General features: G+C 40.7%; 22 protein-coding genes and 2 pseudogenes. 16 read left to right on the top strand and 8 right to left on the bottom strand.

Features of this window, described 5'->3' with window-relative positions; genetic code table 11:
- Positions 1-24: 24 nt before the first annotated feature.
- From K1I44_RS15425 to K1I44_RS13530, 6 genes and pseudogenes are all read right to left on the bottom strand, one after another.
- Positions 25-479, bottom strand: a pseudogene (locus K1I44_RS15425) (IS66 family transposase); the annotation flags it as partial.
- Between the two features lie 389 nt (positions 480-868).
- Positions 869-1,384: pseudogene (locus K1I44_RS13550) on the bottom strand (iron-containing alcohol dehydrogenase); the annotation flags it as partial.
- Positions 1,381-2,031 (bottom strand): MtnX-like HAD-IB family phosphatase, encoded by a 651-nt coding sequence (locus tag K1I44_RS13545; RefSeq protein ID WP_219986456.1) that lies wholly within the window; start codon positions 2,029-2,031, stop codon positions 1,381-1,383. The pseudogene K1I44_RS13550 and the gene K1I44_RS13545, both read right to left, overlap by 4 nt.
- Before the next feature lie 33 nt (positions 2,032-2,064).
- Positions 2,065-3,183, bottom strand: coding sequence for an NAD(P)/FAD-dependent oxidoreductase (locus tag K1I44_RS13540; protein ID WP_219986455.1), 1,119 nt, complete (start codon positions 3,181-3,183; stop codon positions 2,065-2,067).
- An 81-nt stretch (positions 3,184-3,264) separates the two neighbouring features.
- Positions 3,265-4,254: a sodium-dependent bicarbonate transport family permease gene (locus tag K1I44_RS13535; RefSeq protein ID WP_219986454.1), complete on the bottom strand. Its 990-nt coding sequence runs from the start codon at positions 4,252-4,254 to the stop codon at positions 3,265-3,267.
- A gap of 120 nt (positions 4,255-4,374) precedes the next feature.
- A complete protein-coding gene (locus tag K1I44_RS13530) occupies positions 4,375-4,734 on the bottom strand; it encodes a Na-translocating system protein MpsC family protein (protein ID WP_003398177.1) in 360 nt (119 codons plus the stop codon).
- Positions 4,735-5,034: 300 nt separating this feature from the next.
- On the opposite strand from K1I44_RS13530, the gene K1I44_RS13525 reads away from it, so the two are divergent.
- The 3 genes from K1I44_RS13525 (at position 5,035) to K1I44_RS13515 (ending at position 7,902) form a co-directional block, all read left to right on the top strand.
- Complete coding sequence (locus K1I44_RS13525) at positions 5,035-5,952, top strand: diacylglycerol/lipid kinase family protein (protein WP_219986453.1); 918 nt, start codon at positions 5,035-5,037, stop codon at positions 5,950-5,952.
- A 121-nt stretch (positions 5,953-6,073) separates the two neighbouring features.
- Positions 6,074-7,051 (top strand): permease, encoded by a 978-nt coding sequence (locus tag K1I44_RS13520; protein ID WP_219986452.1) that lies wholly within the window; start codon positions 6,074-6,076, stop codon positions 7,049-7,051.
- Positions 7,052-7,062: 11 nt separating this feature from the next.
- Positions 7,063-7,902 carry a TIGR03943 family putative permease subunit gene (locus K1I44_RS13515; RefSeq protein WP_219986451.1) on the top strand — a complete coding sequence of 280 codons (840 nt, stop codon included), beginning with the start codon at positions 7,063-7,065 and terminating at the stop codon, positions 7,900-7,902.
- A 25-nt stretch (positions 7,903-7,927) separates the two neighbouring features.
- Here K1I44_RS13515 and K1I44_RS13510 read toward each other — a convergent pair whose 3' ends face one another.
- Entirely contained in the window at positions 7,928-8,065 is a 138-nt protein-coding gene (locus K1I44_RS13510) for a hypothetical protein (protein WP_003398171.1), read from the bottom strand.
- A 337-nt stretch (positions 8,066-8,402) separates the two neighbouring features.
- Between K1I44_RS13510 and K1I44_RS13505 the strand changes: the two genes are divergently transcribed.
- From K1I44_RS13505 to K1I44_RS13490, 4 genes are read left to right on the top strand one after another with little or no spacing between them, the layout of a single operon-like run.
- The gene (locus K1I44_RS13505) at positions 8,403-8,690 is read left to right on the top strand and encodes a MerR family transcriptional regulator (protein ID WP_219986450.1); all 288 of its coding nucleotides are present in this window, start codon (positions 8,403-8,405) and stop codon (positions 8,688-8,690) included.
- A 47-nt stretch (positions 8,691-8,737) separates the two neighbouring features.
- On the top strand, positions 8,738-9,013 hold the full coding sequence (locus tag K1I44_RS13500) for a hypothetical protein (protein WP_219986449.1): 276 nt from the start codon (positions 8,738-8,740) through the stop codon (positions 9,011-9,013).
- 24 nt (positions 9,014-9,037) lie between these two features.
- Entirely contained in the window at positions 9,038-9,295 is a 258-nt protein-coding gene (locus K1I44_RS13495) for a hypothetical protein (protein WP_219986448.1), read from the top strand.
- A 47-nt stretch (positions 9,296-9,342) separates the two neighbouring features.
- Entirely contained in the window at positions 9,343-11,490 is a 2,148-nt protein-coding gene (locus K1I44_RS13490) for a DNA topoisomerase III (RefSeq protein WP_219986447.1), read from the top strand.
- Positions 11,491-11,503: 13 nt separating this feature from the next.
- On the opposite strand, the gene K1I44_RS13485 is transcribed toward K1I44_RS13490, so the two are convergent.
- Complete coding sequence (locus K1I44_RS13485; RefSeq protein ID WP_219986446.1) at positions 11,504-11,869, bottom strand: rhodanese-like domain-containing protein; 366 nt, start codon at positions 11,867-11,869, stop codon at positions 11,504-11,506.
- 143 nt (positions 11,870-12,012) lie between these two features.
- On the opposite strand from K1I44_RS13485, the gene cysK reads away from it, so the two are divergent.
- The 9 genes from cysK (at position 12,013) to K1I44_RS13440 (ending at position 20,285) form a co-directional block, all read left to right on the top strand.
- A complete protein-coding gene (gene cysK / locus K1I44_RS13480; protein ID WP_219986445.1) occupies positions 12,013-12,936 on the top strand; it encodes a cysteine synthase A in 924 nt (307 codons plus the stop codon).
- Between the two features lie 46 nt (positions 12,937-12,982).
- Positions 12,983-14,260 (top strand): EF-P 5-aminopentanol modification-associated protein YfmF, encoded by a 1,278-nt coding sequence (gene yfmF / locus K1I44_RS13475; RefSeq protein ID WP_219986444.1) that lies wholly within the window; start codon positions 12,983-12,985, stop codon positions 14,258-14,260.
- On the top strand, positions 14,257-15,543 hold the full coding sequence (gene yfmH / locus K1I44_RS13470) for an EF-P 5-aminopentanol modification-associated protein YfmH (protein WP_003398159.1): 1,287 nt from the start codon (positions 14,257-14,259) through the stop codon (positions 15,541-15,543). The genes yfmF and yfmH overlap by 4 nt, the downstream gene beginning before the upstream one ends.
- 1 nt (position 15,544) lies before the next feature.
- Positions 15,545-16,258, top strand: coding sequence for an elongation factor P 5-aminopentanone reductase (ymfI, locus tag K1I44_RS13465; RefSeq protein ID WP_219986443.1), 714 nt, complete (start codon positions 15,545-15,547; stop codon positions 16,256-16,258).
- A gap of 65 nt (positions 16,259-16,323) precedes the next feature.
- Entirely contained in the window at positions 16,324-16,572 is a 249-nt protein-coding gene (locus K1I44_RS13460) for a DUF3243 domain-containing protein (RefSeq protein ID WP_003398156.1), read from the top strand.
- Positions 16,573-16,753: 181 nt separating this feature from the next.
- A complete protein-coding gene (locus K1I44_RS13455; RefSeq protein ID WP_003398155.1) occupies positions 16,754-17,545 on the top strand; it encodes a DUF3388 domain-containing protein in 792 nt (263 codons plus the stop codon).
- Positions 17,546-17,563: 18 nt separating this feature from the next.
- The gene (locus K1I44_RS13450) at positions 17,564-18,421 is read left to right on the top strand and encodes a helix-turn-helix domain-containing protein (protein WP_255573433.1); all 858 of its coding nucleotides are present in this window, start codon (positions 17,564-17,566) and stop codon (positions 18,419-18,421) included.
- Positions 18,422-18,451: 30 nt separating this feature from the next.
- Positions 18,452-19,030, top strand: coding sequence for a CDP-diacylglycerol--glycerol-3-phosphate 3-phosphatidyltransferase (gene pgsA, locus K1I44_RS13445; RefSeq protein ID WP_003398153.1), 579 nt, complete (start codon positions 18,452-18,454; stop codon positions 19,028-19,030).
- Positions 19,031-19,052: 22 nt separating this feature from the next.
- On the top strand, positions 19,053-20,285 hold the full coding sequence (locus K1I44_RS13440; RefSeq protein WP_219986441.1) for a competence/damage-inducible protein A: 1,233 nt from the start codon (positions 19,053-19,055) through the stop codon (positions 20,283-20,285).
- Positions 20,286-20,503: the final 218 nt, after the last annotated feature.

Below are 20,503 nucleotides of genomic sequence, written 5' to 3'. Positions count from 1 at the left end.
GGCATTTCGGTCATAGAAAATGCCCTAGGTAGCGGAAAGAACTCGATCGATCGTTTCGCCTGCCAACAGAAGACACAACGAGTCCCACACGTTTTTTTCGTGTTTCGTAAGTGTAGAAATGATGCTTTTTGCGATACAAAACAACTGGGCGAACGAACATTCCTGAGATGTTCTATTTAACTTTGAACATACAAAGATCTCGTTCGCCTTGGTTGTTGTCAAAGGGAACGTGGGTTTCACTCAAAAAAGCGCAACGCTTTTTCCTTTCGATTTTGAAGTCTCTGAATCAATGAGAGCACTTTTTTCGACAACGGCGTCATCCCTTCCAACTGATGTTTGGCTTTCGCGAGTATGCGATCATACATGCGATTCCAACGTTTTGTTTCTTTTCCAAGCAGAAAGCCACCATATTATTCGACCACTTGTTTAGCGTCTAATAGAAACGCAGGTACATGTTTCGCCTGTGTATGCTCTTGTTCACCGGAAAATATTTCAACTTACTCTATAATGTGGCTGATTATTTATCTATTCGTTGTGTATAATCTAAAATAACATTAGAGATTCCATCCCACGGCATTCATCGTTTCCTTTCTCTTGGGAGGTACTGCATTTTCTGTAATCACCAGATTGAATGACAAGGGTTATTTTCTCTTGATTGAATCGTTCTAGACCGATTCGTACGACGACCTCTGCTGACTTCTGATGTTCAGCTACTTTAGGTTATGAAGCGTACTTCGCGTATCCATCAGACCTCCCCGAGTAAGCGTGCCATCTTTCCTTCCATCTATCTGCTTCATTTCCTCTGTATCACCTTTAGCAGAAAAGCTTTTGTTTAGCAAACTCATTCAATGATATCTAGCCTTATTATGAAGAACGCCGTAATATTCGACATTAAATCACCGATGCCTGCCAAAATAAATCGTTCAGGAGCTTGCTGAATGATATTTAAGTCAGCTAAAATGCCAAATGGTACTTTGGCAGGAACGGTTGTTTTTTTACCGTTGACAAGCAACGAACAGTTGGTGCTTGCGAAACCGTCATTTGATGCGGATGTCGGAATGCTAATAAACGGCACTTGTCGTAAAAACGCCATATACTTGCCGCAGTCGATGACCGCTCCTCCTCCCATCGCAATCATCACATCACAATGGGGAAGTTCAAATGCTTTTTTCATAATGTCGACAATGTCAAGTTGAGGTGGTAAACAAACGGTGTGCACAGGGACGGAGGAAATCGCCTGTTTCATGTCTTGTTCATACGTTCGATAAGTAAAGTCGTCAAATAGCATGACAGCTTTGGAAAAGCGGTACGTTCGCACTATATCGTCCATACGCCAAACGACACCTTCGCCAATTTCAAGAATGGACGGAATCGGAATGTTCATGTTAACACTCCTTTTTCTCGTAAATGACGTTCAACATCAGCAAACGTATCGACAGGGATGAAAGGGATATGGTGCTCGCATAACAGCGATTGTAACGCCCCTTTGGCAAACGTGACATCAGCTACTTTTGCTGCATGGACATCTGGTTCGCTATCGCCGATAAAATAGACGGTTTCATACGTTTGCTTTAACGTACGAACGACGCTTGACTTATCAATGCCGTATCGTTCCGAATAATGAATATGATTCGGATCGATGCGCACATGAATATTTTTGTCATGATAATATCCTTCATTAGAAAAGACATCAACGCCGTTTATATCGTACTTTTTTAAAATATGGCGAATGTAGTAGTCCGTCCCCGCGCTCAGCACATAAAAATCTCCACCACTTCGCTGGACGTGTTTAATAAAAGGTAAGACAGTTTCATCAATTGGAATGTGATGAATATCTTCAATGATTTGTTTTTCATCTTGATGAATGGATGTAAATACGGTGCTTAAAAAGTCGATATCTTTTATCTTTCCAGCACGCCATTGTTGAAATAATTGTTCACCTTCAGGAAAATATTTTTCAATAACAATCCAGTAAAAGTCTTTATGCGAAATCGTCCCGTCAAAATCAGAAACAAACGCCCATTTGTTCATGAACGAACCTCCGTTTTTTTGTATATGCATTCATCAAAGAAATTGAATCGCTTGGGCAACATCGTAGTCGCTTTGTTGTAATGTGGTAGATTGTCCGAGAATCATTTTCGCAAGTTCGGCACCAACATATGGTCCTGCGGTTAATCCGGATGCGCCAAGACCGTTTGCCACGTAAAGACCTTCGATATGCGGTACGGCACCGAATATAGGTAAAAAGTTTGGCGCATGGGGTCGGAAGCCAACACGCGTTTCAGTGTGCGTCCAATCGGATAGGTAAGGTGCGATGGTCAATGCTTTATGCAATACTTCGTACAAGCCGCCAGCAGTCACGCGACAATCGATCCCGACGTCGTCTTCATGCGTCGCTCCAACAACGATTTTTCCTTTTGGAAAGGCCAGTAAATATTGATTATTTGGTGGCATGACGACCGGCCAATGATCGGTATGTTGTTCATTGTGTTTTAGATGAACGATTTGCGCTCGCTGTGGTATGATGAGAAAATCAATACCTAGTGGCAAAAGTAACGGCTTTGCCCAAACCCCTGCGGCGACAATAACCCCATCTGCTTCATAACGTTCATTCTCAACTGTAGCGCCAATGACCCGTCCATTTTTATGCAAAAGGGTCGCGCTTCCCTTTACATATGTTGTTCCTAGTTGAATGGCAGCATGAATAAGAGCACGTTTTAACGCACGCCCATCCACTCGGGCAGCACCGCTTACATATATCGCCTCGTACCCATCGCTTAATACGGGAAAGCGCGTTATGACTTCCTCCGAAGACAAACGCGTAACCTCTCCGATTTCAGGGGCCTCTTCACGTCGTTTGTACACGCGTTCTTCCATACTTTGCAACTTGTCGGAATCATAATGTAAACAAATGGCCCCGACACGTTTGTATCCTGTTTGATGACCGTACGCTTGCAATTGTTCAATGAGATAAGGGTAAAATGCTGCTCCTCCTTTTGCAAGGGCATACCATTTTTTGTTTCTGCGTTGCGATGTCCATGGACAAATTATTCCCGCCGCAGCATCAGTTGCTCGACCTTGATCTTCACGGTCGATTAAAATGACGTTTGCTTTTTCTTTTGCTAAGTGAAAGGCAACAGAGGAGCCAACAATTCCACCGCCAATGACGATATAACGATTCATCGTTTACACCTTTCCTTTTCGTGATACTGTATCATTACGATAACATAGGACATGAAAAAAGCAAGGGTCTTCCCTTGCCTTTTAATAAAACCATTTTGCCATTTCATAATATAAGGGCATGCCGATTGTTAAGTTAAATGGGAAGGTGAGCCCGAGCGCCATGCCGAGATAAATAGCAGGGTTTGCTTCTGGAACGGATGCGCGCATCGCAGCTGGAGCTGCAATGTATGAGGCACTGGCGGCAAGTACGCTAAGTAAAATCGTTCCACCAAAAGATAGACCAGAATAATAGCCGATCACAACGCCTAAAAAGCCATATACAGGGGGGAGAAGAATGCCTAAGGCAAGCAATTTGAGCCCGTATTTGCGCACGGCCGCAAGTTGATTTCCGGCTGTTAACCCCATTCCGAGTAAAAAGAGAACAAGAATGCTCGGATATAAATCAATAAATAAAGGTTTTACAATGGTAAGGGCCCGATCTCCGCCAATGAGCCCGACGAGAAGGCTGCCGACCATTAAAAAGACGCTTTTTCCAAATAACCCTTCTTTAATGATTGGTCCATACACAGATGTAGCAGAGAAGCGATATACCATTTCTTGTTTATATGAGCGACTTTCTAACAATTTCAATATGACAAGCGATACAATAATCGCAGGACTTTCTAATAAGACGACAAATGCGTTCATATAGCTTTCGTAAGGGATGTTTGCTTGTTCGACAAAAGCAAGTGCAGCACCAAATGTAACGATACTAACCGATCCGTACGTCGCTGCAATACCGGTAGCATTTTTCCGATCAATGCCAAGGCGACGACATACACCAAACGTAACGATTGGGATAATGATGCCGAGCGATAACGTTCCAACTAACGGACGAACGAGCTCATGAAAAGCATGTTCCGAAAGTTCAATGCCACCTTTCATACCGATGGCGATTAATAAATAAATGCTTAACGATTCATTTAATCCTGTTGGCAACTTTAAATCCGATTTGACGAGAGCAGCAATAATGCCAAGAAGAAAAAATAAGATGGCTGGTGACGTTAAATTGTTGATAATCATTTCTTGCATAACGTTCCTCTCCTTTTGTATTCTTTTTTATATTCAACAAAAAAGCCGGAAACATTTTTCGATCGGATCGAAAAATATTTCCGGCTTATCTTTTACTGACCGTAAAAGGCCCTTAAAAGATCAACCTTGTGTATCGACTGGTTCCTGTAATAGAAACACAATGATTCGTTCCCCTGTTTTCGTACTAATATCGGTATGCATGCTTGCGACTTGTTTATTTGTTAGCCCATAAATGAGCTCTTTCAATTGCTCGCTACCTGATTCAATTAAATCGGCACGAATGCGTTTAATAGACAACATTCCTTCTTTTGTTTCACACAATGCTTTTTCGGCAGGAGTTAAAATACCGCGCAACTGTACAATAACCATGTTTCGTAAAATATCCGTTTTGACGGAGAGTGGACCGCGGCCTAAATATTCCTTCTCCCATTGAGTAAGGGCGCGACTAATTTGATCTTCTAGTTCCCCTTTTGTTCTCATACGAATCCCCCTTTAGAAACGAAAATCGGCATGCTTCACGTATACACCATGTGAAACATACCGATGTATCTTTAGCCTAAACAGTTTCAACGTTTGCCCTTTCGCTTTCGCCATGTCACCACGTCAAAAGCGCTAAGGTAAAACAATGGAACTGCTTGGCTATCAATCACTCGGTGCGATAATTTGTTTTTAATTGTATAAGGCTTCAAAAATTATGTCAAGGGAAAAGATTGATGTTATCTATCGATATGCCATGATAGAATGAAAGGAAAGGAGAAGATAGGGAATGGGGGAGAAAGTTTGAAACTATATTTTATTGTCAATCCTTCAGCTAAAAATGGAAAGTGTAAAAAAATATGGAATAAAATTGAGCGGATGCTTCAACAGCAGCATATTTGTTATCGTGTTGTGTTCACACAAAAACAAGGAGACGGAGCGAAATTAGCACAACAAATAGCAGAACAAACAAATGAACCGATTGCATTCATTGCGGTCGGTGGGGACGGGACAATTCACGAAGTCATGAATGGGGTGGCCATGTACAGCCATGTGACTGTAGGGTATATGCCCGCCGGGACAGGAAATGATTTTGCTCGTGGGACACAAATTCCAATAAAATGGAGCGAGGCTCTTAGCTATATGTTGTCGAGTGTTAAGGACGGGCATGTAGATGTGTATGACATCGGAACGTTCAAAGGAGCCAAGCAAGGTGTTTTTGTTAATAATGTCGGTTGTGGATTTGATGCACATATTTCACGGAAGGTAAATGCGTCCAAATGGAAACATATTTTAAATCGCTTATATTTAGGAAATTTTGTCTATATGTTTTATTTATTGAAAGAATTATTTACATATGAACCGACAGCTGTAAGAGTGACTGTTGATCAAAGGCAATATACGTTTTCAAAAGCATGGCTTGTCACCGTTGCGAATCACCCATACTATGGGGGAGGAATGAAAATCGCTCCATTTGCGCAGCCAAATGACCAGCAGTTTGACGTGGTCGTTGTAAATGATGTGTCGAGATTAAAATTGCTCGCATTATTTGTGACGGTTTTTTGGGGCGGTCACATTAAAATGAAGGAAGTACATACGTTTCAGGGGAAACATATTTATATTCGTAGTCATATGCGTCTTCCTGTGCACGCTGACGGTGAGCAAATTGGTGAAGGAGAAATTACGATTTCTGTGAATAAGCAAGTGCGTGTGTTTCGATAACCTGAACGGATTCTCATCTGTTCGGGTTTTTATTTTCGTTTGACAAGAAAAAAAGTTGTATGTTAAAAGATAGACAAGCATATAAAGAAAATAAGAATCATTACTTTTTCGGGGGTTACAAATGGAAAATATTGTTCAGAGAAGTCGTGATTTCGGGGCATTCATATTTTTTATAGTTATAATTAGTTTATTTTTACTTGGGGATTTCTTCGTTACAAGTGTTAGTATTCCAACGCCTGCTTTGCAAGTTGGAACTATCTTCTTAAGTATTTTGTTAGAAGCTATTCCGTTTATTTTGTTAGGTGTTTTTGCTTCTGCACTCATTCAGACGTTTGTTTCAGAGCAGACCGTACAAAAATGCATTCCACAACATCCGGTTGTTTCGCTTGTTCCTGCGGCAGTCGTTGGCGCATTGCTACCTATTTGCGAATGTGCAATCATCCCAGTTGTTCGTCGCCTTATTGCAAAAGGAATGCCACTTCATGTTGGAGTAGTTATCATGGTCACGGCACCAATTTTAAATCCTGTTGTTTTTGCGTCTACGTACTATGCGTTTTCATCCAATATGAATATCGTTTATGGAAGAATGGGAGTTGCATTTGTCGTGTCGCTTATTATCGGTTTCATCATGTATGTTATTTTCCGACATCGCCTACCGTTAAAGCCAATGAAGCACTCACATGACCACCATACTAATCATCGATTAACTGCAACTTTAATTCATGCAGTTGATGAATTTTTTGATGTTGGTCGCTACTTAATCATCGGTGCATTTGTCGCTAGCTTTTTTCAAGTGGCCATTAATCGGGAAATACTAGTAGAAATTGGACAACATGAAGTGCTTGCACCAGCTTTGATGATGGCCCTTGCCTATGTGCTTTCGATCTGCTCAGAAGCAGATGCATTTGTTGCTGCTTCGTTTACATCAACATTTACGCCGGCATCTCTGTTAGCGTTTCTAGTGTATGGGCCTATGATTGATTTTAAAAATACGTTAATGATGCTAGCTTATTTTCGCTTAATGTTTGTTGTTATATTTATCAGTATAGTGACGATTGTTGTATATGTCAGTGTGTATATATTTCAGCTTGTCGTATGAGGAGGGGAATGATGATTCGAGGGGTTTTACTGTGTGGTTATGCTTTACTATTTATTAAATTGTTAGTGAGCGGAAATATAACAAACTATATTGCACCTAAAATGTTTCCTTTTATGTATTTCGTCACATTTACACTCTTATTCCTCGGGGGTGTACAAATATGGAGAAAAGAAGAGTCCCATTGTTGCCATCATTGTGAAGGTGAGCATCATGTACCGAAGACAATCGGTCAAAGTGTGCGAGTGTATGGATTGTTTTTTATCCCATTACTGATCGGCTTTATGTTCTCGAATCATGTACTAGATAGCTCGTTGGCAGCTAAACGCGGTGTGCAGTTAGGAGGTAAAGAGAAGCAGCTCGTTCAAGAGTTTTTAGAAAACCCAGATGAATACATGGATAATATTGATAAGCAAATAGAAAATATTATACAAGATGGGATCACTACAGAGGTTCAAAAGGAAAAGGAGCTAAACAAAGATTTGTTAGATAAGTCAATAATTGTTGTAAATGACGATCAATATATCTCTACATTAAACTTCATCAGTGAACAAATTGATGCGGTGATTGGAAAAAGAATTGAGATTACAGGTTTCGTATTCAGGGAACGCGATTTTGCCCCAAATGAATTTGTAGTTGCTCGCTATGGAGTAACTTGTTGTGTTGCTGATGCAACAGTTTATGGGATATTGGTAAGAGCAGACGATGCAGCAACATGGGAAAACGATACATGGGTGAAAGTTGAGGGAGTAATTGATGAAGCGAAATACAAGCAATGGATCATTCCCATCATTACTAACCCGAAAGTAACTATTGTTAACATGCCAGAACAACCGTATGTGTATGAGTACTAAAGGCTCTTGACGGTGACAAGAGCCTTTAATACTTGTTTTGCATATATCGCAATATTTCATACGCACGATCACCAAGCAGTTCGAGAAGTTGTTCAAACATCTCATCGCGCCGTAAATCGAGCTCAATAATCTGTTTCGCTAAGTCCATGATTTTTTTCTCCATTTTTTATCTCCCCCCGATATCGTTCATATTGTTTTCGAAGTTCAGCTACGGTCCAGTAGTGTAATGGATGAAGCTCAAACTTTCCTCCCTTAGTTAGCTTATCAATATAAAATTGCTTCTGTTTCATCGTAGTTTGTAAAAGAGTACCCATTTTCCATCCTCCTGTGTATGTTATTTAACTACCATTGTAGTCATTTTTGTTATTTTCTTCATCGTTTTTGTTATATTTTATAACACAGGTTATTTGTTTTGTTAAAATTTATAACAAAAATCGCGTAAATTTTGCTAGGATTGTGTATGATTATGTTATAAATAATTACATTGAGGAGAGGGTTAAATGGATTCATATAAATATAAAAAAGTTATTTCAATTGGTATTGTGAGCGAATTAACAGGGTTGTCGCCGCGGCAAATTCGTTATTATGAAGAACGCCAACTCATTTTTCCAGATCGATCAAAGGGAACGAGGAAATATTCTTTTGCCGACGTCGAATGGCTCGTTGAGATCGCCAACAAACGTGAGGAGGGGGTGCAAACGAAAGAAATTCGCTATGAAATGATGAAAGAAATTCGTGAAACGATGAGAAAGGGACAAATTAATGCTCATTTCCGTTCGCGTATGTAAATTGCTCATTTCCGTGTTATAATGGTAGCGGAAGGGGAGTTTCGGGCATGTTTATTGAGTTCCCGTTGGATCTGTTTACGTATGTATCGCTTTTTAGCGTTTTTATTGTCGTTATGACGTGTTACGTGACGCGTCAAGCGAAGCATCCTTTCTTCGTTCAGCGTTTCATCGCTCACGATGCAAGCGGTGTTGTAATGGCAAGTGATGTGTATGATATGCCGCTGTGTATGCGATTTGTTACGTTTCGACAGCGGAAGATTCCGATAAATGAGCAGTCGCATGCTAGCGATGAAGAAGGAAGGTGCCTCCTTGTTTGCTTATGATTACAAACAAGGAGGCATAAAATCGTGAAAAAATGGATGTTTTCGTTTTTTGTTGTAATATTAAGTGCATGTAATCGAAATGTACCGATTACAGAACATAGTCAAGGTGTATGGGATCATTATTTTGTTTATCCGATGTCAAAACTATTGCTTATGCTCGGTCATGTATTTTCCATGGGAGCGAGTTCTGTCCCTGCAGCTCTATCACTATATTGGGTTGTTGGTGGATGTTTTTCAATTGTCCAGTCACTCATCATGCGCATAACAGAAGCTGCCAAATAACCTGCTCGCTAGCTGAGCAGGTTTCTTTTCGTCAAGGGGTGAAAAAAATGAAAGTGATTATTGCAGAAAAGCCTGATCAAGGAATGACACTTGCGTCGATTTTTCGAACAAAAAAAAGAGATGGATACATCGAAATTTTACCAAATGAGTTGTTTCCGAAAGGGGCTTATATGACATGGGCTGTTGGACATTTATTTGAATTAGCCTCCCCAGAAAAGTATGAAGCAAGTTGGAAACGATGGACGCTCGATACGTTACCGATTATTCCGAATCGTTTTCAATATGAGATTGATCGTAAAAAAGCGAAACAATTTCAAACGATTAAGCAATTGCTTCATAAGCCGGAAGTGACTGAAATTATTCATGCTGGTGATGCTGGGCGAGAAGGGGAATTAATTATTCGAAACATCATTTATATGAGCGGTGTAAAAAAACCGATCAAGCGTCTTTGGATTTCATCGTTAACACCAAAGGCGATTGAACAAGGATTTCGTCAGCTACTAGACGAAAAGCAAACCCGTCCTTTATATGAAGAGGCGTATGCACGAACGTGTGCAGATTGGCTTGTTGGCATGAACGCATCGAGAGTGTATACCATTTTATTAAAGCAAAAAGGGATGAATGACGTGTTCTCCGTTGGACGTGTGCAAACGCCAACACTCGCTTTAATTGTGAGAAGAGAAAAAGAAATTGAGCAATTTCAATCAAAGCCGTTTTGGGAAGTCATTGCCACATTCGATGTGAATGGAAAGCAATATGAAGGAAAGTGGTGGCATGAAAATGAAACGCGTATACACGATCAACAACTGGCCGAAAAAGTTATCGCATTTTGCAGAAAAAAACAAGTAGAAGTGGACGAAGTTACGTATGAACAAAAAACATTTTTGCCACCGCTTTTGTTTAACTTATCGACGTTGCAAGCAACTGCGAACAAGCGATTTAAATATTCCCCACAGAAGACGCTTGATATATTACAAAAGCTATATCAAAAAGGATATGTATCGTATCCACGCTCCGACTCACAATACGTGACGAAGGGGGAGGCGGAAACTTTTCCTTATATTTTAAAACAGCTTGAGCAAAAGGAAGAGTATGCATCATATTTCCCGTTAGTTCACGAATCAATTTTACATAATAAACGTTATGTAAACGAAAAGAAAGTGACCGATCACTATGCTATTATTCCGACGGAACAAGTGCCTGACCTCATGAAACTTAGCCGTGATGAGCGAAACATTTACGATCTTGTCGTTCGACGATTGATTGCCGCGCATTGTGCCGAGGCAGTCGTTGGCTATACGTCAATCGTAACGGTTGTGGATGGACGGGCGCGCTTTATTTCTAAAGGAAAAGAGCAAATTCAAGCTGGATGGCGGACAGTAATGATCGTAAAAGAGGAGGATGATGTGCAACCGCTGCCAAATATAAAAAAAGGTGAAAAAGGAACAGTATATGATGTGTACGGGAAAGAAGGAAAAACGCAGCCGCCGAAGCGGTATACAGAAGGGGAATTAATTACGCTAATGAAGACAGCGGGGAAATTTTTAGATGACGAACAATTGGAAAAGGTGCTAGCTAAAACAGAGGGGCTTGGAACTGAGGCAACCCGTGCATCTATTATTACAACGTTAAAACAACGGCAATATATCGAAATAAAAAACAATCAAGTATATGCAACAGATAAAGGAAAAGCACTCATTGAGGCTGTTGGTCCACATCTTTTAGCGTCACCTGAAATGACTGCGAAATGGGAACAACGATTAAGTGAAATTGGAGAAGCGAAAGCATCAGCTGCCGTGTTTATGGAACAAGTGAAAAAGCTAGCGGGGAAAATTGTCACCGATGCAGTACAAATGGCAAATCATTGGTCATTTGAAGGTTTGGATACCGCATCGATCCAAAGAAAGAAAAAAACGACGATCGGGAAAACTATAGGATCGTGTAAGTTTTGTGGGGGCTCAGTTGTTGACAAAGGCACATTCTATGGTTGTGCTAACTACGCAAAAACAAAGTGCTCGTTTACTATTTCGAAGACGATGTTAGGAAAATCGATTTCACAAGCAAACATCAAAAAATTATTAACAGAAGGAAAAACGAATGTGATCAAAGGGTTTAAAAAGGGAGAGAGCACGTTCAATGCTGCGCTCATGTGGGATGAGAAGGAGCAGCGCTTATCGTTTTTGTTTGAAAAATAGGAGAACGGTTCTCCTATTTTTCAACTTTACCTTTCCACTCGTTCATGCCGCTGGTCATATTGTATATATTTGTAAATCCTTCCTTCACTAACAATTGGCTCGCTTGCGCCGAGCGATTACCTGAACGGCAAACAATGATATATGTTTCATCTTTTTTTAGTTCATTCATGCGTTCTTGCAACTGTTGTAAAGGGAGTAAGATAGCGCCTGGAATATGACCAGAAGCATACTCCTCTTCTGTTCGGACATCAAGGACAACAACGTTTTCTTTTTGAATCATTTGCGCAGCTTCATGAACAGAAATGTTTGTAAAGCCACTTTGTGCACATCCACTAATAGCAAAAAGAAACATAGATAGAAGGACAAAATACTTTCGCATTGTATCACCTCCTGTATGTCGATCTAAATACCCACGTATGTATTTTAGCGTAATTTTTCGATCTCTTCAAATGTTTCGACACCATTGTCATTTCGATATATAGTAAAATAGGGAAAACAATTTATCGAGAAAGAAGGGGAAATATGGGGACGTATGAGTCGATTATGGACTTAATTGGCAACACGCCAATTGTGCAGCTCCGTCGTGTTGTTTTTTCGACAGGGGCTAGTGTGTATATGAAGCTTGAATCGTTTAACCCGGGTGGAAGTGTGAAAGATCGGGCGGCTAAGCGAATGATTGAGCGTGCTGAAAGGGAAGGTAAAATTGTCCCTTTTCAAAGCACAATTATTGAACCGACATCGGGGAATACAGGAATTGGATTAGCAATGGTGTGTGCAGCAAAAGGATATCGCTGCATCATTACAATGCCCGATAATGCGACGAAAGAACGGATCAATTTATTGAAAGCGTATGGGGCAGAAGTTCACTTAACCCCGGCTTCGTTGCGTATGCAGGGGGCTATCGATGAAGCATATCGATTGGCTAAACGTATTCCAAATAGTTTTATTCCGATGCAGTTTGAAAATCAAGCGAATCCAGATGCCCATCGTACGAGCACCGCGCTTGAAATTATAGAAGCATTTCCAGATGGAGTAGATGCGTTTGTGCTTACGGCAGGAACAGGTGGGACAGTGACCGGAACAGGGGAGGAATTGAAAAAAAAATTTCCCCATTTACGCATTTATGTTGTTGAACCGTATGGATCCCCAGTCCTTTCAGGTGGGCAACCAGGGCCGCATAAAATTCCAGGTACCGGTCCGGGATTTATTCCTCGTATTTTAAATCAACAAGTGTATGATGACATTTTGCTTGTCAAAGATGAAGAAGCGCAAACGATGGCAAGGCGACTAGCGGCAGAGGAAGGAATTTTAGTGGGGGCTTCAGCTGGTGCAGCTGCTTATTGTGCGATTCAAGTGGCTCGAATGCTCCCGAATGATGCACGCGTGCTCTGTATGGCGCCGGATACAGGAGAGCGGTATTTATCGTCCGATTTATTTAACGGATAAGAGGGGCAAAAAATGCCGACGCTATAAAATAAAAAGGAGTGATTGTATGTTTCAAGAAGAAGTAAAAGAAGTAGGCGGTCTTCGTCTTCATGTCATTCCAACAAAAAAGTATAAGACAAACACGCTTGTATTGAAAATGAAAGCACCGTTATGTGAACAAGATGTAACGATGCGCGCTCTCATTCCATATGTGTTACAAAACGCCACAGAGAGACACCCTTCCATGAAAGCGTTACGTACATATTTAGACGAGTTATACGGCGCAACGTTACAAGTTGATTTGGCGAAAAAAGGTGAACACCATATTGTTACGATTCGGATAGATGTCGCAAATGAAAAGTTTTTAGGTGGCACATCTCCATTGTTACGTGATGCAATGGCGTTATTAAGCGACATGTTGTTTCGCCCCCTTACTGAGCAAGGTGGGTTTTCTGTTTCAATTGTTGAGCAAGAGAAGCGTGCTTTAAAACAAAAAATACAGTCGTTATTTGACGATAAAATGAGATATGCTCAGCATCGGCTCATTGAAGAAATGTATAAAGGCTCGCCCTATGCGCTCGATGTTCACGGTAAACGCCACGATGTGGATTCGATCGATGCGAAACGTTTATACAAACATTATGAACATATGTTAAAGCATGACGAGATCGATCTATACGTTGTGGGCGATGTGATGTTAGATGATATAGAACATGATGTGGCTGAACGTTTTTCACTAGAAGCTCGTTCTCGGCGCTCGACGACAACACCAACGCGAATGAAACGAACAAATGTACAAGAAATTGTAGAAAAACAAGATGTGAAGCAAGGTAAGCTACATCTTGGTTACCAAACAAATACGACGTATAACGATGCTGATTATGATGCGTTGCAAGTATGGAACGGGATATTCGGGGGATTTACACATTCAAAATTGTTCATCAATGTGCGTGAAAAGGCGAGCTTAGCTTATTATGCGGCTTCACGCATCGAAAGTCATCAAGGAATGATGATGGTCATGGCAGGAATTGAACCGAGCAATTATGAACGAGCACTTGAGATTATTCATGCTCAAGCAGAAGCGATGCGGAACGGACAATTTAGCGATGAGGAAATCGCCCAAACAAAAGCGGTCATTCGAAATCAGCTATTAGAAACAATTGACACAGCAAGAGGAATGATTGAACTTTCTTATCATAATGTGATTGCAACGCGTCAACGACCATTTCATGAATGGCTAGAAGGGATCGAAAAAGTGACGCGTGAGGACATCGTGCGAGTAGGCGAAAACGTTGAATTAGACACGATTTATTTTTTAACAGAGAAGGACGGTGAGAAAAGATGAAAGTCATTCGCTACGATCAATTACATGAACAATTATTTTATGAGAGGTTAGCTAACGGATTAGATGTTTACATTTTACCGAAAAAAGAATTTAATAAAACATACGCAACGTTTACAACGAAATACGGTTCGGTGGATAACTACTTTACTCCATATGGAAAAACGAGTATGAAAAAAGTGCCGGACGGCATCGCCCACTTTTTAGAGCATAAATTGTTTGAAAAAGAAGATGGCGATGTATTTCAAACGTTCAGTAAGCAGGGGGCATCCGCGAATGCTTTCACGTCCTTTACACGCACAGCCTACTTGTTCTCGAGTACAACAGATGTCGAAAAAAATGTAGAAACATTACTTAACTTCGTTCAAGATCCTTATTTTACAGAGCAAACTGTGGAAAAAGAAAAAGGGATCATTGCTCAAGAAATTCGTATGTATGATGATCATCCGGACTGGCGCTTGTATTTTGGGACAATTGAAAGCATGTACCACCATCACCCTGTAAAAATCGATATTGCAGGAACGGTAGAGTCGATTTCACATATTACAAAAGACTTATTATATGAATGTTATGAAACGTTTTATCATCCGAGCAATATGCTGCTATTTGTTACCGGTCCTGTTGATCCATTAGCTATGCTTGAACAAATTCGCGCAAATCAGGCGAAAAAAACGTTCCGCCCACCAACGGATATTGAGCGATTTCGCTACGAAGAACCGTCCTATGTTGCACGTAAAAAGCATGTAATTGAAATGAACGTGCAGACGCCAAAATGTTTAGTCGGTATAAAAGCGAAAAATGTGTATACAAAAGGGAAAGAAAAGTTGAAGCATGAATGCACCATCGGCTTGTTGCTTGATTACTTGTTCGGAAAAAGTTCCCTAAACTATGAGCGGTTGTATCAGCAAGGATTAATTGACGAAACATTTATGGTAGACTATACGGAAGAGAGCGATTTTGGGTTTAGTTTAATCGGTGGTGACACTTTACACCCTGATCGATTAGCAGAAGAAATTCAACGTATTCTTTTACAATTTGACGATATTGATGATGAGCAAGTGGAGCGATTAAAAAGAAAAAAAATCGGGACATTTTTACGCTCACTAAATTCGCTTGAATATATTGCGAATCAATTTACCCGCTATGCGTTCGATCATATGAGCTTGTTTGACGTTGTAGCAACATTACAATCATTGACATCGAATGACTTAAAAGTAGTTGCTCGCGAATGTTTTGTGCAAGAACAGTTTACGGTATGTCAAGTTGTTCCAAAAAAGGTGAAGTGAGATGAAATACGCGTTAATTACAGGAGCGAGCGGGGGCATCGGTCGCGCGATTGCTCACCAGCTCGCGAAAGATGGGTATGGATTGTATTTACATTATTATAAAAATGAGCAGTCCATTCAATCTTTAGCGAGGGAACTATCAACGGACATATATGCGATCAAAGCGGATTTATCCAATTCTTCGGGGGTAGATGTGCTAACTTCTTCTCTTTTTCATCCTATTGATGTGCTCATCCATAACAGTGGGATGAGCGTTTATGGATTAATGACGGATACAACGGATGAACAAGTGAAACAGATGGTTCAGTTGCATGTAACGAGTCCATTTTTGTTGACAAAGCGTTTACTCCCATCTATGATTCAACGGCGTCGTGGACAAATTGTCGTCATTTCATCCATTTGGGGGTTAACAGGTGCATCGTGCGAGGTATTATATTCGATGGTAAAGGGTGCGCAAAATACGTTTGTGAAAGCGTTAGCTAAAGAAGTAGCTCCAAGCGGTATACGAGTAAATGCCATTGCCCCTGGAGCCATTGATACACCTATGCTTGCTGAATTTACTTCGGAAGAATTGAGAGCGCTAACTGATGATATTCCAATTGGCCGAATTGGAAAGCCTGAAGAAGTTGCGAAAGCGGTGTCATTTTTAATTTCTGATTACGCTTCGTATATTACAGGGCAAATTTTATCGGTAAATGGTGGTTGGTATTGTTAAGCGAGCATAATTTTTTGCATCGTGTGGCAAACTGTTCTTGAAACGAATTTCAAGGAGGTTTGCATATGTCTGTTCTTGATAATTTTGAGCAATGGAAAAGCTTTTTGGCAGATCGTCTTCATCAAGCAGAAGAACAAGGAATGAGCCAACAAGTTATTTCGGATATCGCTTATCAAATCGGAGACTATTTAGCAAAGCAAGTTGATCCGAAAAATCCGGAAGAACGAGTACTTGCTGATTTGTGGCACGTAGCGAATGAGCAGGAGCAACATGCGATTGCCAACATGATGATTAAGCTCGTACAAAATAAATGAGCAATAGGGCAAGCTGGTGTCGATCGCCAGCTTGTTTTACTATGTTTACCTATTCACAAAAAACAGTCGTCCATTCTTTTCATTCTCGCATTCAAATGGTAAAATAAACATACATGCGTGTTTCGACAAAGCGTTGCTTATATGATCGCATCGTGTAATGTAAAGGGGAGAAGGGGTATATATGGAGAAGAAGGAATGGTATTTAGAATATGAAATACATATGAATCGTCCGGGGTTATTAGGTGATATCGCATCGCTTCTTGGCATGCTTTCTATTAATATTGTCACAATTAATGGAGTAGATGACTCGCGTAGAGGGATGCTTTTGTTATGTAAAAGTCACGAGCAAATTGAGCGTCTCCAATCCATTTTAGCGACGATGGAAGATATTACGGTAACAAAATTACGTGAACCGAGGTTGCGAGATCGTCTCGCAGTTCGACATGGGCGCTACATTCAGCGAGATGCTGATGATAAAAAAACGTTTCGCTTCGTTCGTGATGAATTAGGTTTACTTGTCGATTTTATGGCAGAGCTATTTAAACAAGAAGGGCATAAGTTGATCGGAATTCGTGGTATGCCACGCGTCGGGAAAACAGAGTCGATCGTAGCTGCGAGCGTATGTGCGAACAAGCGTTGGTTGTTTGTTTCTTCTACGCTCATTAAACAAACAGTTCGCAGCCAACTCATTGAAGATGAGTATAGCGAAAACAATGTATTCATTATTGACGGAATCGTTTCGACTCGCCGCTCAAATGAACGACATTGGCAACTCATTCGTGAGCTCATGCGACTACCAGCGACGAAAGTCATTGAACATCCGGATATTTTTGTAAGGCATACAGAGTATAAGTTGGATGACTTTGACTATATTATTGAACTACGTCATGAAGCAGACGAAGAAATTACGTATGAACTCGTTGATCAATCTTCTTTTTTTGGTAACGACGGTTTTTCAAATATCGATTTTTAAAGATGGAAGGTGTTTCCGTTGACAGAGTTAGGGAAGCGTTTGAAAGAAGCGAGAGAACAACGTCATATGAGTTTAGACGATTTACAAGAAATTACTAAAATTCAAAAACGATATTTGATCGCAATTGAACAAGGGAATTATGTCATTATGCCGGGGAAATTTTATGTTCGGGCATTTATTCGACAGTACGCTGAAGCTGTCGGTCTTCATGCTGATGAACTGTTCGAGCAATACGCACATGAAATTCCAACGACTCAACAGGAGGAACTCCCTGGTGAGTTGTCTCGTGTAAAATCGAGACAGCTATCAGAACAGGGGGCAAAAGTACTTGATGTACTTCCAAAATTCCTTATCGGAGCACTAGTTGTTGGGATAGCAGTCGTTCTTTGGTTTTTCTTCCAAAATCGAGCGGTGAATGAACAGCCAAAAGAGCAAATTATTAATGAAAAGGCAGAATTTGAGCAATCCGAACAAGCAAATGAACAGCCAGTAGAAAAACAAAATGAACAACAGTCAGAAAAACAGGAAGAAAACGAACAACAGGAACAGTCATCGGAAGCGATGATCAAGGTAGTTGAAACGAACGGGCGAAAGTCGACAATTGAAGTAACCGGGGAACAGTTGATCATTGAACTTGCAACAAAAGGCGATGCATGGATTGAAGTGAAAAATGGGAAAGGGAAAGCCTTTGCACGCAAAATGATGTATGCCAATCAATCCGAAACATTCGACTTAACAAACGAAACAGAAGTGTTGTTAGTGATCGGTCAAACATTAAATACGGAAGTGAAAATAAACGGGCAAATGCTCGAATATCCCGTTAATCCGAGCGACCATGTGCGTCAGGATGTTATGATTATTTACAAAAAACAATAATGTTAGATGAAGTGTTGGAGGTTAGTAACTGTGAATATACCGAATCAAATTACGATTGCGCGAATGCTACTTATCCCCTTTTTCCTTATTTTTTTGTTGGCGCCCATTGATTTAGGTGTCATCCAAATTGGGACGGAGCAATTACCGATCACACACGCCATTGCTGCGCTTATTTTCATTATTGCATCTACAACTGATTGGGTGGACGGATACTATGCCCGAAAATATGGGCTAGTGACGAATTTGGGGAAATTTCTTGATCCCCTTGCAGATAAGTTGTTAGTATCTGCGGCGCTAATTGCCCTCGTACAACTAGATCTGGCACCGGCTTGGATCGTTATTGTCATTATTAGCCGTGAATTTGCGGTAACAGGGCTACGGCTTGTGCTCGCAGGGGAAGGAGAAGTCGTTGCAGCAAATATGCTTGGAAAAATTAAAACATGGACACAAATTGTAGCCATTGCCGCTCTTCTTTTGCACAACATTCCTTTTTCGCTTTTTTCGTTTCCGTTTGCGGACATTTCACTATGGGTAGCGCTCGTCTTTACAATTTGGTCAGGATGGGATTATTTTATGAAAAATAAACACGCATTTCGTCATTCAAAGTAAATAAAAAGGGGATGGGAGAAAGATGAAAGCGGAGATCATTGCGGTCGGTTCAGAACTTTTACTCGGACAAATTGCAAACACAAATGCTCAATTTTTATCACAACAATTAGCGGACATTGGTGTAGATGTATATTACCATACAGTTGTTGGTGATAACCCTAAAAGACTTACACATGCGATTGAGGTGGCTAAGCAACGCTCGAATTTAATTATTTTTACAGGGGGACTCGGCCCAACAAAAGACGATTTGACAAAAGAAACAATTGCAAACGTGTTAAATACATCGCTCGTTTTAGACGAAGATGCATGGCGTTCGATTTGTGATTATTTTTCGAAAACGAATCGTCCGATGTCTCCAAACAACCGTAAACAGGCACTCGTGTTGGAAGGATGTCACGTGCTAAAAAATGAACATGGGATGGCTCCTGGGATGGCACTGACTATTGATCAAACGACGTATATGCTCCTTCCTGGGCCACCAAAAGAAATGCAACCGATGTTCATCAAATATGGACGTCCTTTTTTATTGCAAAAACTTCAAGTTCGTGAAAAAATCGTATCGCTCGTTCTTCGTTTTTTTCACATTGGCGAATCTCAGTTAGAAACAGAAATTGAAGATTTAATCGATAAACAGACAAATCCAACGATTGCCCCGCTTGCCTCTGATGGTGAAGTTACACTTCGCTTAACCGCAAAGCATGAGCGTGAAGAGGAGGCTAAGCGTTTAATTAAGGAAATGGAGCAAAACATTTTAGCACGTGTCGGCCCTTATTTTTATGGATACAACGATGAAACGTTATTTGGAAAATTGTTAGCTACATTAAAAGAACAAAACAAAACGCTTGCTGTGGCTGAAAGTTTAACAGGCGGTTTGTTTTTAGAAGAAATGACTACCCTTCCGAGCGCCTCTACAGCCATAGCAGGAGGAGTAGTATGTTATACGAATGAAATAAAGGAAAAAGTGTTGCAAGTGCCGAAAGAAATATTACAAACGGAGGGGGCGGTCAGTAAGCGATGTGCGCAGTTGATGGCGGAAAACGTCCGAAAACTTTGCCGAAGCGATATCGGCATAAGTTTTACAGGCGTCGCAGGACCGAGTGAGTTGGAAGGGAAACGAGTAGGGACAGTATGGATTGGAATAGCAACTGACCAAGGAACAAAAACGTTTTTGCTTACGTTATCCGGTGGACGACAAGCCATTCGTATGCGCACGGCGAAATATGGCTGTTATTATTTACTACAAATGTTACATTAATTTACGAACGTTTATTCGTTTTTTTCTTGGCAAATAAACATAAAACCTGTATAGTAGTAAGTAGTAGTGATTGCTTCATTTTTTCGTAAGTAAAAGGAGCATTCCTGTTAGAAAGGTTTTCGGGGACTTGAAAGAAAAAAGCCCTCTTGGTATGATGCAGGGGTGTCAACACCTAAAATCAGACCAAGGAGGACTATACAGTGAATTGTACACGAAAT

This window comes from Anoxybacillus sp. ST4 (genome assembly GCF_019448545.1).
Lineage (GTDB): Bacteria > Bacillota > Bacilli > Bacillales > Anoxybacillaceae > Anoxybacillus > Anoxybacillus pushchinoensis.
This window is presented reverse-complemented; position numbering and strand designations above follow the sequence as displayed.